The sequence below is a fragment of the Chryseobacterium sp. 3008163 genome (assembly GCF_003669035.1).
Taxonomy (GTDB): Bacteria; Bacteroidota; Bacteroidia; order Flavobacteriales; family Weeksellaceae; genus Chryseobacterium.
In genome coordinates, this window is the sequence record NZ_CP033070.1 from 2,297,375 (window position 1) to 2,313,324 (window position 15,950).

15 protein-coding genes and 1 pseudogene are annotated in these 15,950 nt (G+C 34.6%); 8 read left to right on the forward strand and 8 right to left on the reverse strand.

Going from position 1 to position 15,950, the window contains the following annotated elements; all coding sequences use genetic code 11:
* Positions 1-22 precede the first annotated feature (22 nt).
* From sufB to sufD, 4 genes and pseudogenes are all read left to right on the forward strand, one after another.
* Positions 23-1,471, forward strand: coding sequence for a Fe-S cluster assembly protein SufB (gene sufB / locus EAG08_RS10340; protein WP_129535361.1), 1,449 nt, complete (start codon positions 23-25; stop codon positions 1,469-1,471).
* A gap of 140 nt (positions 1,472-1,611) precedes the next feature.
* Entirely contained in the window at positions 1,612-1,998 is a 387-nt protein-coding gene (locus EAG08_RS10345) for a GxxExxY protein (RefSeq protein ID WP_129535362.1), read from the forward strand.
* A gap of 118 nt (positions 1,999-2,116) precedes the next feature.
* A complete protein-coding gene (gene sufC, locus EAG08_RS10350) occupies positions 2,117-2,860 on the forward strand; it encodes a Fe-S cluster assembly ATPase SufC (RefSeq protein WP_059135694.1) in 744 nt (247 codons plus the stop codon).
* 114 nt (positions 2,861-2,974) lie between these two features.
* Positions 2,975-4,281: pseudogene (gene sufD, locus EAG08_RS10355) on the forward strand (Fe-S cluster assembly protein SufD).
* Positions 4,282-4,355: 74 nt separating this feature from the next.
* On the opposite strand, the gene EAG08_RS10360 reads toward sufD, so the two are convergent.
* A complete protein-coding gene (locus EAG08_RS10360) occupies positions 4,356-5,153 on the reverse strand; it encodes a DUF3078 domain-containing protein (protein ID WP_410493259.1) in 798 nt (265 codons plus the stop codon).
* Positions 5,154-5,461: 308 nt separating this feature from the next.
* Positions 5,462-6,394 (reverse strand): DUF3078 domain-containing protein, encoded by a 933-nt coding sequence (locus EAG08_RS10365; protein WP_129535364.1) that lies wholly within the window; start codon positions 6,392-6,394, stop codon positions 5,462-5,464.
* 216 nt (positions 6,395-6,610) lie between these two features.
* Here EAG08_RS10365 and EAG08_RS10370 point away from each other — a divergent pair, with 216 nt between their 5' ends.
* The 3 genes from EAG08_RS10370 (at position 6,611) to gdhA (ending at position 10,074) form a co-directional block, all read left to right on the forward strand.
* Entirely contained in the window at positions 6,611-7,378 is a 768-nt protein-coding gene (locus EAG08_RS10370; RefSeq protein ID WP_129535365.1) for a rhomboid family intramembrane serine protease, read from the forward strand.
* 37 nt (positions 7,379-7,415) lie between these two features.
* On the forward strand, positions 7,416-8,525 hold the full coding sequence (gene dprA, locus EAG08_RS10375) for a DNA-processing protein DprA (protein WP_129535366.1): 1,110 nt from the start codon (positions 7,416-7,418) through the stop codon (positions 8,523-8,525).
* A gap of 190 nt (positions 8,526-8,715) precedes the next feature.
* Entirely contained in the window at positions 8,716-10,074 is a 1,359-nt protein-coding gene (gene gdhA / locus EAG08_RS10380; RefSeq protein WP_129535367.1) for an NADP-specific glutamate dehydrogenase, read from the forward strand.
* Positions 10,075-10,246: 172 nt separating this feature from the next.
* Here gdhA and EAG08_RS10385 read toward each other — a convergent pair whose 3' ends face one another.
* From EAG08_RS10385 to EAG08_RS10405, 5 genes are all read right to left on the reverse strand, one after another.
* Positions 10,247-11,143 (reverse strand): hypothetical protein, encoded by an 897-nt coding sequence (locus EAG08_RS10385; RefSeq protein WP_129535368.1) that lies wholly within the window; start codon positions 11,141-11,143, stop codon positions 10,247-10,249.
* A gap of 26 nt (positions 11,144-11,169) precedes the next feature.
* Positions 11,170-11,766: a hypothetical protein gene (locus EAG08_RS10390; RefSeq protein WP_129535369.1), complete on the reverse strand. Its 597-nt coding sequence runs from the start codon at positions 11,764-11,766 to the stop codon at positions 11,170-11,172.
* Between the two features lie 103 nt (positions 11,767-11,869).
* Positions 11,870-12,223 (reverse strand): LytTR family DNA-binding domain-containing protein, encoded by a 354-nt coding sequence (locus EAG08_RS22040; protein WP_228446493.1) that lies wholly within the window; start codon positions 12,221-12,223, stop codon positions 11,870-11,872.
* Positions 12,224-12,843: 620 nt separating this feature from the next.
* Positions 12,844-13,332 (reverse strand): YkgJ family cysteine cluster protein, encoded by a 489-nt coding sequence (locus EAG08_RS10400; RefSeq protein ID WP_129535371.1) that lies wholly within the window; start codon positions 13,330-13,332, stop codon positions 12,844-12,846.
* Entirely contained in the window at positions 13,332-14,303 is a 972-nt protein-coding gene (locus EAG08_RS10405; RefSeq protein WP_129535372.1) for an ion channel, read from the reverse strand. Before EAG08_RS10405 ends, EAG08_RS10400 begins: the two co-directional genes overlap by 1 nt.
* A 171-nt stretch (positions 14,304-14,474) precedes the next feature.
* Between EAG08_RS10405 and EAG08_RS10410 the strand changes: the two genes are divergently transcribed.
* Positions 14,475-14,855 (forward strand): group III truncated hemoglobin, encoded by a 381-nt coding sequence (locus tag EAG08_RS10410; protein WP_129535373.1) that lies wholly within the window; start codon positions 14,475-14,477, stop codon positions 14,853-14,855.
* A gap of 24 nt (positions 14,856-14,879) precedes the next feature.
* On the opposite strand, the gene EAG08_RS10415 is transcribed toward EAG08_RS10410, so the two are convergent.
* Positions 14,880-15,950, reverse strand: coding sequence for a calcium:proton antiporter (locus tag EAG08_RS10415; RefSeq protein WP_129535374.1), 1,071 nt, complete (start codon positions 15,948-15,950; stop codon positions 14,880-14,882).

Below are 15,950 nucleotides of genomic sequence, written 5' to 3' on the forward strand. Positions count from 1 at the left end.
CTAATCTCTAAAATCTATTAAAATGAGTAAATATACTGAAGACGACTTACGTGTCGATTTAGAAAATAAAAAATACGAATTCGGTTGGGAAACCATACTCGATTACGAAGATTTCCCAATTGGTCTAAACGAAGACATCGTCCGTGCTATTTCTGCTAAAAAAGAAGAACCGGAATGGATGACAGAATGGCGTTTAGAATCATTCAAGATTTGGTTGAAAATGACTGAGCCTGAGTGGGCAAACATCAAATACACAAAACCAGATTTTCAGGCAATTAAGTATTACGCTGCACCGAAAGCTAAACCAGAATTGGCAAGCTTAGACGAAGTGGATCCTGAATTATTGGCTACTTTCGCCAAATTAGGAATCAACATCGAAGAACAGAAAAGACTTTCAAATGTTGCCGTAGATATTGTAATCGATTCTATCTCTGTAAAAACAACTTTTCAGGATACCTTAGCAGAAAAAGGAATTATTTTCTGTTCAATTTCCGAAGCGATCAAAAATCATCCGGACTTAGTAAGAAAATATCTTGGAAAAGTAGTTCCTAGAGGTGATAACTTTTATGCAGCATTGAATTCCGCAGTATTTTCTGACGGAAGTTTCTGCTACATTCCAAAAGGGGTGAGATGTCCTATGGAATTATCAACCTATTTCCGTATCAATCAGTCCGGAACAGGTCAGTTTGAAAGAACACTTGTCATCGCTGATGAAGGAAGTTATGTTTCTTATCTTGAAGGTTGTACAGCTCCGTCGAGAGACGAAAATCAGCTTCACGCAGCAGTTGTAGAACTGATCGCGATGGATAATGCTGAAATTAAATATTCAACAGTGCAAAACTGGTACCCAGGAAATGAAGAAGGAAAAGGAGGAGTTTTCAACTTTGTAACCAAAAGAGGATTGTGCGAAACAAAAGCAAAAATCTCATGGACACAAGTAGAAACAGGATCTGCTGTAACATGGAAATATCCGTCTTGTATCTTAAAAGGTGACGGTTCTATCGGTGAGTTCTACTCTATCGCAGTAACCAACAATCATCAGTATGCCGATACAGGTACAAAGATGATTCACATCGGTAAGAATACAAAATCAACAATTATTTCGAAAGGAATTTCTGCAGGAAAATCTCAAAACTCATATAGAGGATTGGTAAAAGTGATGCCTTCTGCAAAAGGAGCCAGGAACTTTTCACAATGTGACTCACTTTTAATGGGTAACGAATGTGGAGCGCATACTTTCCCTTATATCGAAATTAAAGATCCTACTGCACAGCTAGAACACGAAGCTACCACTTCAAAAATTGGTGAAGACCAGATTTTTTACTGTAACCAGAGAGGTATCGATACCGAAAGAGCAATTGCGTTGATTGTCAATGGTTTCAGTAAAGAAGTTTTAAATAAATTACCAATGGAATTTGCCATTGAAGCTCAGAAATTACTTGAGATTTCTTTGGAGGGTTCTGTAGGATAATTTGATTTTATCGCAAAGTAAAACAAAGATTTTTTTTAAAAGCGATTCGCTTATTTTAAGATAAACTAAGCCGCTAACGCTTAGGAAAGAAATACAATCGAAATTAATTTTCAACTTGTATCTTTGCGAAAAACAAACAAATGACAGAAAATGAGATTTCAAAAATTGTATTTGGAAGCGGATTAAAGATTCATAGAAAATTAGGTGTTGGTTTATTTGAAACCATTTATGAAGATTGTTTATTTTATGAATTACGGAAAGAAGGATTAATAGTTGAAAAACAGAAATTCCTGAATATCCAATATGAAGAACTTATTTTAGAAAGAGCTTTCAAAATGGATTTGTTAATTGAAAATAAAGTCGTTTTAGAAATTAAATCAGTAGAAAGCTTAAATAATTTTCATGCTTTACAGTTAAAAAATTATTTGAGAATCGGAAATTTTAAATTAGGGATGCTTTTAAATTTTAATTCTCAACTTTTTAAGGACGGTGTTAGAAGAATAGCAAACAATCTTGATGAAATTTAAATATTAAAAAAAGAAATAGTATTTCCTCGCTAAGCGTTAGCGCCTTTGTTTATCTTTTAAAGATAACACAGGAGACAAATAAAAATCTTTGTCTAACCTTGCGATAAATTAAAAATATATGTTAAACATTAAAAACTTACATGCCAGAATTGAAGATGGCGCGCAAATATTAAAAGGTATCAATCTTGAAATCAAGCCGGGCGAAGTTCATGCGATCATGGGACCCAACGGAGCGGGAAAATCTACTCTTTCTTCTGTGATTGCAGGAAAAGAAGATTACGAAGTAACGGAAGGAGAAATCCTTTTTCAAGGTGAAAACATTATTGAAGATGCTCCTGAAGAGAGAGCGCACAAAGGAATTTTCCTTTCATTTCAGTATCCGGTAGAAATTCCGGGAGTTTCTGTGACGAATTTCATTAAAGCTGCTTTAAACGAAAACAGAAAAGCAAACGGATTGGAAGATATGCCTGCAAAAGAAATGCTGGCTATGATTCGTGAAAAATCTGAGAAATTAGGAATTAAAAAAGATTTCCTTTCAAGATCATTGAACGAAGGATTTTCGGGAGGTGAAAAGAAAAGAAACGAGATTTTCCAGATGATGATGCTGAATCCTAAATTGGCGATTCTTGACGAAACAGATTCCGGATTGGATATTGATGCCTTGAGAATCGTTGCAGACGGTGTAAACCAGTTTAAAAACGAAGGAAATGCAGTTCTTTTGATTACGCATTATCAAAGATTGCTAAATTATATTGAGCCTGATTATGTACACGTTTTAGCGAACGGAAAAATCATTAAGACAGGTGACAAATCTTTAGCTTTAGAATTAGAAAGCAAAGGGTACGACTGGTTGCTTAACTAATAAAATATTTTTGGTTAAGTTTTTTATCAATCCTTAGTCGAAAAGGCAGTGAAAAACTGCGATATTGATACAAATTAAATTTATAATAAAGGTGTGATGGCCGAAATATCAGTAATGGCTTTATACGATCAAACAATAGAAAATCACAGTGAATTTTTGGAGAGTCTGCGTCATAGATTTTTAGATGACGACAGAAAAACGGCGCTTCAGAAATTTGCAATCAAAGGTTTTCCTACCAAGAAAGACGAAGAATACAAGTATACCAACATCAAAGAAATCACGGAGAAAGATTACAATTTTTTCCCGAAAGAAAGTCACAACATCACCAAAGAACAGCTTGATGAGCTGCATTTGGGAGAAGAAAATTTTGACTGGATTGTCTTTGTAAACGGTCAGCTTCACAAAGAGCTTTCAAACATTTCTATCGAAAATGCAGAATTTTTATCTTTCAACTATGCTTTGAATGATGAGAATCACAAAGACGTTTTCGATAAATATTTTAATACGATTGCCGCAAAAGATTTAGCTTTTACAAATTTAAATCAGGCGTATTGCAAATACGGATTTTTCTTGAAAGTCCCGAAAAATGTGATCATTGAGAAACCGATTCACGTTTTTTACCTTTCTCAAAATCAGGAAGAAAACACGTTCTACAATACAAGAAACTTATTGATTGTAGAAGAAGGAGCAAAAGTAGAAATCATCGAAAGTCATCATAATTTTGATGAGAGTTTTGTGTTTACCAATTCGGTAACTGAAATTTTCACGTATCAGAATGCAAAAGCAGACTGGCACAAAATTCAGAACGACAGCGATACTTCTTATTTGGTAGATCATACGTTTGCAAAACAAGAAAGAGATAGCTTAACGACTGTGAATACGTTTACTTTTGGAGGAAAGATCATCAGAAACAATCTTGATTTTATTCATAACGGAGAAAATATCAACTCTTTCATGAACGGAATTACGATTATCGGGAAAGATCAGTTGGTCGATCACCATACAGCGGTTCACCATAATACTCCAAACTGTCAGAGTTACCAGAACTACAAAGGTATTTACAAAGATAAATCTCACGGTGTTTTTAACGGAAAGGTTTTTGTAAACAAGATTGCTCAGAAAACCAACGCTTATCAGCAAAATAACAACGTTTTATTAAGCGAAGGAGCAACAATCGACACCAAGCCGCAATTGGAGATTTTCGCAGATGATGTGAAGTGTTCTCATGGTTGTACAGTTGGTCAACTCAATAAAGATGCATTATTCTATCTAAGAGCAAGAGGTATTTCTAAAAAGAAGCTCAGGCATTATTGCTTTACGCTTTTGCCAATGACGCAATGCAGAACATCGACATTGAGCCATTAAAAGTAAAAATCGAGCAACTTTTAGCCGAAAAACTTGAAGTTACAATGGAATTTTAAATTTCCATTTGAATACATAAAAGAAAAGCACTTCGATTGAAGTGCTTTTTTAGGTTTTATCCTGAAAACGTTTCTTATTTCTTCATCCAAGACTGTTGTTCTTTTTTATCAGAAGCCTTTTTTCCATTATCAATATTGTATGCTAGCCCAACACCTAAAGTTTGTTTTAACTGGGTTTTCTGAATCTGATTATGATCATACAATACATCAACAGTAATATTTGATGAGATATATTTATTGATTTTCATATTCAATACTGCACCGTATGCAAGTACTAATCTTTCAGGATGATCCAAATAATTTGAAAAAACAGAAGCCGTATTGGTTAAATTGATATTTTCCATTAATTTCAATTTATAAACCGCTGTACCCAAGAAACCAAATTGAAATAATGAGGCATCACCATCATTTTTCAACCCATAATTTCCGGCCGTCTGCAGTTCTTCATCTAATACAAAAGTAATTCTCGCATTGGCAGGGCGTAAAGTCATTGTAAAATTATCATTAGGCCGATAAGTAACTCCAACGCCAACATTTACATAGCCGGGAGCCATAAAGTTTGAAATTTTCTTTGCATCAGGATTATTTCCATCTTCAAAACCTCCGGCGAACTGCGTTTGCAAACTTGCTCCACCAGAAAGATACCAGCTTTTTGCAAACTCTCTTCCATAGTTAGTTGAAAGATTAATGACATCTTGAGTTTTTCTGTTTCCAACGCCTTGCGTATTATTTTGTCCGTAACCGAGAATAATAATATTTTCCCATAAATCTTTCCCTTTTTCGTAAGTCATGTTATAGTTGGCACCTGCAAGCCAGCCTACATTATTAGCTCCACCGCCTACCCAATTTGAAAAGGCAGCCTGATTGAGCATTAAAGTATTTTGTCCCTGAATAGACCATGCTTTTGTAGTATCAGCGATTACTGCATCTGTTTTTAAATCTTGTGCAGAAGCAGCTACTCCAAAAAAAATAGAGAGTGGTAATAGAATTTTTTCATGATAAATTTATTTTTAAATGTATATCCAAGATAAATAAAAAATTATACACTATCACAAGAAATAAATCGCAATCTTATCATTTATAACAGATTACCTTAACACAAGTGGTATCTGTGTTAATTTACAAACAAGAAAAGCACTTCAATTGAAGTGCTTTTCTTGTTTTATAGTGATTTTTAAATCTATTTTTTAAGCCACCACTGGCTGTCTTTTCTGTCAGAACGTTTCACTCCATTATCAATATTGTAGGCAAAACCAATTCCCAAAGTCTGCTTTAGCTGAGTTTTTTGAATTTGATTATGATCGTACATCAAATCTAAAGTAACAATGGATGATACAAATCTGTTGATTTTCATATTTAGAAGCATATTGTACGACAACACCATGTGATCAGGGTTTTCAAGATAATTGGAGAATATAGATGCTGTATTGGTCATTTCTATATTTTCCATCAATTTAACTTTATAAATTGCTGAACCTAGGAAACCTATTTGCATCAAGAAAAAATCTCCATCCGATTTTAAACCATAGTTTCCTGTAAGCTGCAATTCTTTATCTAAAACAAATGTAAATCTACCATTGGCAGGTCTTAGCGTAACCGTAAGATTGTCATTTGGTCTGTAAGTGATACCTAAACCGGCATTCACATATCCCGGAGCCATAAAGTTAGAAATTTTCTTAGCTTCAGGATTATTTCCATCTTCAAAACCACCTGAGAACTGTGACAGTAAACTCGCACCAGTAGAAACATACCAGCTCTTTGAAAACTGTCGTCCGTAGTTGGTGGAAATATTAAGGACATCCTGAGTTTTTCTTGTCCCAACTCCTTTGGTCGTATTTTGTCCGTAATTAAGGATAATAATATTTTCCCAAAGGTGTCGCCCATTTTCGTACACAAGGTTATAATTTGCGCTAGCCAACCAACCCACGTTGTTGGCTCCACCACCAACCCAATTGGAGAAAGCTGCCTGGTTAAACATCACACTGTTTTTTGCAATCACAGACCAGTGTCTTGGTTTTTTTATGGTATCAACGGCTGCAGAGTCACTGATGACAACTTGCGCAAATGAATGTACACTCAGATACATAAAAAGTAAAACGAAAATCTTTTTCATAAATCTCAATTTTTCCAAATGCAAAAATAGGAATATAATGTGAAACACCAAGTTTACACGTTTTCAGAGGTTTATAATCAAACACTTTACGTCATGATTTTAAAACATTATATTCCCAAAAACATTACTTTTTGTCTCAAATATTTGATTAAAATTAAAATCATCGACAAATTTTCCGAAATTTATACTTGGCTTTTGATTTGACAGTTTTCAGGTATGTTTAAAAATGTAATTCACAAAAACGCCATCATCAATCCTCTGCTCATGCTGGGTGCCATGTGGTTGGGATATTTTCTACAGATGCAGGGCTTTTTTGCAAGTTGCTTTGGGGCGATTATCCCTTTACTTCCGGAAGGTTTGCTTGGGATTATCACCTCGCCTTTACTCCACGGAAGTATTGATCATATAGTGAGCAACTCCATTCCTATCGCAGTTTTAATGTGCCTTTTATATCAATTTTATCCTTTAGTGGCCAATAAAGTTTTTATTCTCGGTTGGCTTGCGACTGGGCTTTTACTTTGGGCGCTTCCACCAATTGATATTATGACTGGACAATACACCTACACTTGTACTATCGGAGCCAGTGGAGTTGTTTATGTGCTTGCATTTTTTCTGTTTTTCAGTGGTGTTTTTAAATGGAATATGACACTCCTTACCATCTCACTTTTGGTCGTCTTATATTATGGAAGCTTAATTTGGGGAATGTTTCCTGAAGAACTTTTTCACAATCTTCAGGAGCCGAGCAAAATCTCCTGGCAAGCACATTTATCAGGAGCTGTTGTAGGAATTATTCTTGCCTTTATATTTAAAAATGTAGGTGATAAAAAGAAGAGATTCATTTGGGAATTTCCTAATTATTATAGTGAAAAAGATGACAAGCTTTGGCAGGAATACAAAGAAAACCATCCTGATGACTTTTTAGAATTACCCTACAAAAAAAATGAAGATATTTGGGATCATTTGGAAGAATTACGACGAAAATAAATCCTAATTTGCTACATTTGAATAAAATAACACACAAATGTATTCTGAAGAACATCTCTACTCTATTGCTCTCCGCGAGTGTAATTTTATAGGTGATATTAATTTTTTCAAACTTGTCCGAAGTTTCGGAAGCGCAAAAAATGTTTGGCAGTCAGCAAAAAAAGAACTCAGCAAAACCGACGGAATCGGCACAAAAACAGTTTCCGATATTGGAAATCCTGAGCATTTGAAATTTGCTGAAAAAGAGCTTTTATTTTGCGAAAAAAATTCCATAAAAATCAATCTACGGCATCAAAATGAACTTCCTTTTTTGCTCAAAGAATGTGATGATGCGCCCGCAATTCTCTACCAGAAAGGAAATTTTGACAACAATTTAAAAACGATAAGTTTAGTTGGAACCAGAAATATTACAGCTTACGGCAAAAAGTTTATCGAAGATTTTTTCGAAGAAGCAAAATCACATCAATTCATCTCCGTTAGCGGTTTAGCTTTAGGTGTTGATAAGGAAGTTCACGAGCAATCATTGAAACATCAGATTCCCACGATTGGAGTTTTGGCGCATGGTTTTCACACGTTTTACCCTTCAAAAAACAGAAAACTTTCAGAAAAAATCATTGAAGAAAACGGAGGATTGCTTACAGAATTTAATTCTTCAAGAAAGCCGGATCGGGAAAATTTTATTCAAAGAAACAGAATTGTTGCCGGAATTTCTTCATCTACGATTGTGGTAGAAACAGCATTCGGCGGAGGCTCAATCAGTACCGCAACATTTGCCAACACCTATAACAGGGACGTTTTTGCTTTACCCGGAAAGATTACTGACAAATACAGCCAAGGTTGCAACCATCTTATTTTTCAGAATAAAGCGACAGCCATTTCTACAATTAAAGATTTACTTGATTTGGTTGGTTTTAATGATCCAAAAGAGAAAATTGAAGAACTTTTTCCACGCAGTGAAATTTCAATTCAATTATCTGAAAATCAAGAATTAATATATCAAAATATTGCAGCAAATCCACACGTCTCTTTGGATGATTTAGCAGAAAAAATTTCGGTGGCTTCACACAAAATACTGCCGGTAATATTAGAATTGGAGCTTTTGGGAAAAGTAAAATCATTTTCCGGGAGACAATTTTTAGCAATATAAGAATTAACGATTTCTTAATATTTCATTATTTCACATATAACATTTAATTTTTAACAAACTTTAGTTTAAAATTATCAATTTAATAATATTCCATCCCATTATTATTGAATTATCAGCAAATATTAAATAAGCTATTGTGAATCTTGAAAAAAAATTAAATTTGTTGACATAATATTCAACCCTATCTAATATGGAACAATATAATATTGACCAGAAAATCCAGGAATTTATCTCCAAAATTGAGGCGAAAAATCCTAACGAACCGGAATTCTTACAAGCAGTTAAAGAAGTTGCTGTAACTGTAATTCCGTTTATCCTAACCAGAAAAGAATATACCGGCATGAAGCTTCTTGAGAGAATGGCTGAAGCTGAAAGAATTATTATTTTCAGAGTTCCATGGGTTGATGATAAAGGAGAAATCCAAGTAAACAGAGGTTTCAGAATTCAGATGAACTCTGCCATCGGACCTTACAAAGGAGGAATTCGTTTCCATCCTACAGTAAACCTTTCTGTGCTTAAATTCTTAGCTTTCGAGCAGGTTTTCAAAAACTCATTGACTACGCTTCCAATGGGAGGTGGAAAAGGAGGTTCAGATTTTGACCCACAAGGAAAAACTGATATGGAAGTGATGCGTTTCTGCCAGGCTTTCATGACAGAATTGTGTAAGCACATTGGCCCTGAAACTGACGTTCCTGCGGGAGACATCGGTGTTGGAGCAAGAGAAATCGGATATTTATTCGGTCAGTACAAGAAAATCAGAAACGAATTTACCGGAGTTCTTACCGGAAAAGGTCTTGCTTACGGAGGTTCATTAATCCGTCCTGAAGCGACTGGTTACGGTGTTGTTTACTTCGCTGAGCAGATGTTAAAGACTATCGGACAAACCTTTAAAGATAAAACAGTTACTGTTTCAGGTTTCGGAAACGTAGCTTGGGGAGTTATCAAAAAAATATCAGAACTTGGCGGAAAAGTAGTTACCCTTTCTGGTCCGGACGGTTATGTGTATGATAAAGACGGTATCGACGGAGAAAAAATCGATTATTTATTAGAATTGAGATCTTCAGGAAACAACAGAGCCGAAGATTATGCTAAAAAATATCCATCTGCGGTATTCCACGCTGGGAAACGTCCTTGGGAAGTGAAGTGTGATGTAGCCATCCCTTCTGCAACTCAAAACGAATTGCACTTAGAAGATGCAAGAATGTTGGTAGAAAACGGCTGTCTTTGTGTAACCGAAGCAGCGAATATGCCTTCTACATTAGACGCAATCAATTATTTCCTTGAAAACAAAGTATTGTTCTCTCCCGGGAAAGCTTCTAACGCAGGTGGTGTTGCCACTTCAGGTCTTGAAATGACTCAAAACTCAATCAGATTGAACTGGACTTCAGAAGAAGTTGACGCAAGACTGAAAGAGATCATGATCGGAATCCACAAAGCTTGTAGAGACTACGGTAAAGAAGAAGATGGCTATGTGAACTACGTAAAAGGCGCTAACATCGCCGGATTCGTAAAAGTAGCAGAAGCAATGCTTGCTCAAGGAGTAGTATAAAATATAAAGGTCGGGAGGTTTCCCGACCTTTTTTCTTACAACCTGTCCCGGGACTACAAATGGGAAAAAAGTAATAGTGAAAGTGAAAGCATTGAATGTCCAGTTCAATGCTTTTTTTATTTTTATCTGATGAAAAGATATTGTTTTGTTATAGTTAAAACGCTATCTTTTTTCAATGTAAATATTCATTAATTTTCATACTTCTGTTTTCATTATTAGCATCTTCAATAGCTTTCAAAATAGTTTTAATTTGTTTTTTATTGATGACATATTTATTAAAAAACACATATTCAATAGTCTTTGTATTTTTAATATCTTCTAATGGATTTTTTCTAAGCAGCACCAGATCTGAATGATATCCCATTTTTATTTTTCCCGTTTTACTTTTCATCCAATTGCCTGGCGCAACAGTTGCAGAATAAATGGCTTGTGAGTTGGTCATTCCTGATTTAGATAAAGATTCCAACTCATTATGAAGAGAAAATCCAGGGACAGAAACAGGTACATTAGCATCTGTTCCGGCCATAATCAGTACTTTATAGTCTACCAATGCCTTTGTCATGATATGTATAGCCTCTACATAGGTTTTCCAAAAAGTCAATGATGATTTTTTTGCGCTTGGCTCATCTTTTCCATCATACTCATATCCATTTTTGCCGGGTAGCCAGCCTAATTTGTACAGCGGAGTTCCCTTAATAATTTTTGGGTTGACATATTTTAATTCTACCTCTTTAAGTTTAGATTTTAAATTAAATCTTTGCTCCACAAAACTTTCACACAACGCAACCGTTGAAGTAATACTAATATCATTTTCTTTCAGCTTTTTCGCAATCTGCACAGAGCGTACTTTTAAAAATGTAAGATATTCTTTACGGTTTTTAGAAATTGGTTTTCCAAACTCATCAATTGTTTTAACGGTGAGTTCTTCAATATGAGCTACCTCTTTTTGACCTGATTTATAAAAGGTTTCTAAATTAACTAAAGGTATGTGCCCAATCACCGGAATATTATTTTCTTTAGCAATTTCATTGGTTGTCTTAACCATTTCCTGAGTCACAAAACCATACATTTTAATCGCGTCATAGCCTTGTTCGTTTATTTTTTTATTGCTTTTTGGGCATCATTTTTATTTGAATAGTTGATGGATTTTCTTGTCCAGCTATAATAATAACCCGTCAATCCGCTCTCACTATATATTGGTGGGGATGCAATAAACATTCGTGGGCCGAGACCATTTTTTTGTATTGACTTTCTCCATTCTAAGACAACAGGCTGTCCGGCCATTTCTCTGATGTAAGTAATTCCATTCGCCAAATATAAAAACAAATCATTCTTGCTTTCTTTTAAATGAACATGACTATCTACAAGACCAGGAATCAAATATTGCCCTGTACCATCAATAATAGTAGCCTCTCTATTTATAGTTTGATCTTCGCTTAATTGAAGAATCACACCGTCTTTAATAAGTATATTTTGATTTTTAATAAAATGACTGCAATCTTCTGAAAGAACGTTGACATTTCTTATCTGAAGCATTTTAGAAGGTTTAATAGTCGAAGAAATATCAATAGTCTTGGTAGATTTCCCCATGACTTTATTTAATTCATGATCTGCCCAAATAAAAGCACAGATAACAACACCTAATAATGCCATAACTGAATACAAAATTCTCCTAATCCATCGTTTTTTCATAAATTATCTCGTTTAATTTGAAAAACAAAATAAATACAAATACTACTTAAATCCATGTAAATATGGGGATTAGGTATGAAGTATACCGTTTTAGGTACAGAAATTACAGGGTCAATAAATACTCTCTATAATTTTTAGAAACAGGAAGTTCAATTTGGGTAAGAGAAATGGTATCTTGATTTTTCCAAGCCTTAAAATGGGACGGATTTATTAAATGCGAACGATGAACCTGAACTAAAAAATCAAAATCATTCTGAATCTTTTTAAGCGTACTCCGTATAAGTTTTGTTTTTAGCTCGCTACCATCTATAAAGAAGATCTCAACATAATTTTGCGAATTTGAGACACAGATCAAATCATCTTTTCTTATTTTTAAAATATCCAACTTGTTCTCTCCTCTCATAATGATATTATCGTCTTTTGCAGGAATTAATGTAACAGCATATATTCTTGCCAAAACTATGATAGGTGTCGAGATCAAAGCCGATTTAAGAATTATAATCTTTAAAAATGTAAAAAAATCATATCCTCCTTGTAAGACCGGACTTTTGTAAAAACAAAACGTACATATCAAATAAAGAAGTTGAAAAAAAATAAGGCTGACTATTTCCAATCCAATATTCCATTTTGATAGTTTATTATAAATCTTTTTTTGAAGTAAAGCCAGAACACCATAAGATAGAAATGCGATGAAGCTAAATCCGATACTGATAAGAACCCATACTTTAAAACTTATCGTTCCATCATCAAACGGTCTTATAAAAAAAGCAAAGATAAAAAGCCAGATACTGAGGAAGATCCCTATTAGTAGATGATGCTTAATCGATGGGTTGAGTTTTTTCATGTAATAAGAAAATGACTATTATGTAGTGATTAATTATTTACACATAATTACAAAAAAAATCCTGAAACATTACATCTCAGGATTCCATTTTTACTTATATAAAAAAACTACTTCTAATAGCAAATCAATTGGGGATTGATTTAATTCTGAAACGAAGTTGTTTAGATAAAATTATAATTCACACTCGTTTTAACTAAAATTTATAAGACTTTAGAAATTTTTAAGATTGAAATCTATTTATTCAAATTCTTCATCATGCTTTCAACAAACTCAAAAGCAGCCGGGCAAATGACCGTATTTTTTATCATTAAATCATTAATCTGATAGATTTTCTTTCGGTCTGTATGTGGATATTCTCTGCACGCTTTCGGACGAACTTCGTAGATTGAGCAGGTATTATCTTCATTTAGAAAATAGCAAGGTAGGTTTTGGAGAACTTTGTCATTATCTTCATCAACACGTAGAAATTTACTTTCAAAATCTGCCTGCTTCATGCGAAGATGTTTGGAAATCCTTTCGATATCTTTCTCCGTATAAAGTGGTCCGGTCGTTTTACAGCAATTGGCACACTGAAGACAGTCTATTTTTTCAAAAACTTCTTCATGTATTTCCTGAACAATGTAATCAAGATTTTTAGGAGGCTTTTTTTTCAAACCTTCTAAGAATTTTTTATGCTCTTTCTGCTTTTCTAAAGCCTGTTTTTTGTATAATTCTAAATTCATTATGATTTCTCCGCCTCAAAAACCGGAAGTTCTACTTTCTGATATTCATTTATTTTATCAAGATCCAGAACCGTTGAATCCTTCTCTTCGTCAGGATAATACATTGGAGAAAATTTTGCTCCGTAGATAATCTCCCTCGACACATACGATGCTCTCTGAACAACCGTATTTGAAAACACTTCATCAAACGCTCGTACATGTACGATGATTTCAATATTTGTATTTTTAAAATCATCAGCAGAAAATCCGGCAAATGGAGAATTCTCATCAATTTTATGCACTATCGTCCAGTTCAGAGATAAAGTATTGATTTTACTTAAATGAGTTTCGAGTCGGTAGAAATTACTTTTCGTCGTTCCATCTTCATTAATCTCAATGGCTGTCGAAAGGGTAACATCAGCATCTGTCAAAGCATTATTTTTATAAGGAGCCAACCTGAACATCAACGCTGTAACATCCTGAAAAGGAGCAATCACCGCAATATCTGAAAACCTTAGATAAGCTCTGGGTCTTGAAAATCTTCCGTAAAACAAACCTGTTGCAATGGCAAAGGTAAGCAATCCTAAAAACGCCTCAAAAGTAGCAACCAAACTTGCCAAAAATCCTATCGGAGCAATTCTGCCGTAACCAACCGTAGTAAAAGTTTGTGAACTAAAGAAAAACACATCAATAAATTCATCTAAAGGATTGCTCTTATCTATTCCGGTAAGATGCTCTACACCAATCAGGTAGTAAATACACGCAAAAACCAGATTGATCAGAATATACATCATCACCAAATAGGTTATGAATCGAAATGACGATAAATTCAGCATCGTATGATACCAACTCAGCCTGTTGAAGACGTTAACCCCTCTTCTTCTTACATTAGGAAGCCCGTCTTTATTGATAAATCTTCCCGAAGCCCGACTTCCAAAGCCACTGTTTTCAGCGTTTTCCTGTTTGATTCTTTTTCTGAAACCTTTTGCCATATTTAGTAAATCATTTGTGTGGTTTTTATTTTTAACTTTAAAAAAGATAAAAGAATTTACAAAGATAAAATATTGTTTTTATGAATCTTATCAAGCGTACGATCTTCTTTAAGATTTAGAATTAAACTAAATTTGATGTATAATTTTTAGTTCCAATTAAATACATCTGAAATGAAAAATTTAGAATCGAGAGAAGATATAGAGTTGCTTGTTAATTCATTTTACGATAAAGTGGTAAAGGATGAAACGATCGGTTTCTTCTTTAAAGACATTGTAAAAGTTGATTTTCAAAAGCATTTACCAAAAATGTATTCTTTCTGGGAAACTATTTTGTTCGGACAAATGAGCTATAAAGGAAATCCGATGGCAGTACATTTCCCGATCAACCAATTGGAAGCAATGGAAAAGCATCATTTTGCACAATGGTTAAAACTGTGGAAACAAACTATTGAAGAAAATTTCACAGGTCAAAATGCTGATATGGCAATTACAAAGTCAGAAAACATCGCCAATCTGATGGCTTACAAAATGGAAGTGGCGAGAAAACTTTAAGCGTTTCTGAATTCGGGTTAAAAATTAAGGTACGATTACCGTAAAGATATAGGCTGCTAAATTCACTAAAAGAACTGTTCCGTATAAGACATTTGTTTTCCCCCTGCTTAAGGACAACATCACGATAAATACGGATAGGGTTAGAAGAATAATATCTTTCTTATCAAGCCCCAAAACCAAAGGAATATCATACATAATACTCACCGCAGAGATAGCCGGAATACTTAATCCGATACTTGCTAAAGCTGATCCTAAAGCTAAATTTAAACTCGACTGTATCTGATTATTTCTCGCCGCTCGTATGGCCGCAAGACCTTCCGGAAGCAATACAACTCCTGCAATAATAACTCCTACCAGAGACTTAGGCGCTCCCATACCCTGTACCACATCTTCGATTGTTTTTGAGAGGCCTTTTGCCAATAATACGACAATCACAAGGCAAATTACCAAAAATACAAAGCTGATAATAGTCTGCATTCTATTCGGAATAAAATACTCTTCTGCATTACCATCAGCGGGCACAAAATAACTTCTGTGTCTTACCGTCTGAACCATCAGAAAAACTCCGTAAATCACAAGACAGGCAATTGATACAAAAACCAATTGTGCATTATTATAATAAGGTCCGTTGACGCTTGAAGTGAAATTGGGAAGAACTAATGTTATCACAAGAATTGAAACAATACTCACAAGATAAGTCGTTGCAGAAGTACGGGCAAAATACTGCTCGAAATACTTAACACCTCCTACCAGAATACAAATACCGATGATACCATTCAGAATAATCATTACAGCCGCAAAAACCGTATCTCGAGCTAAAGTAATTGCTTGGTCACCACCCGCAACCATCAGCGACACAATCAAGGCAACTTCTATAATCGTGATACAAAGCGCCAGAATAATTGTACCGTAAGGCTCTCCTACTTTATGTGCTACAACTTCAGCATGATGTACAGCAGAAAGCACACTTCCGGTTAACAAAATACCCGCAACAATGTCTGAAATTGTGCCAGTTCCCATCAATCCGGTGAAGTAATAGATTACCGCTAAGACAGGAAAAACATATGTGTAGTGTAAGAATTCTTTTAGCTTCAT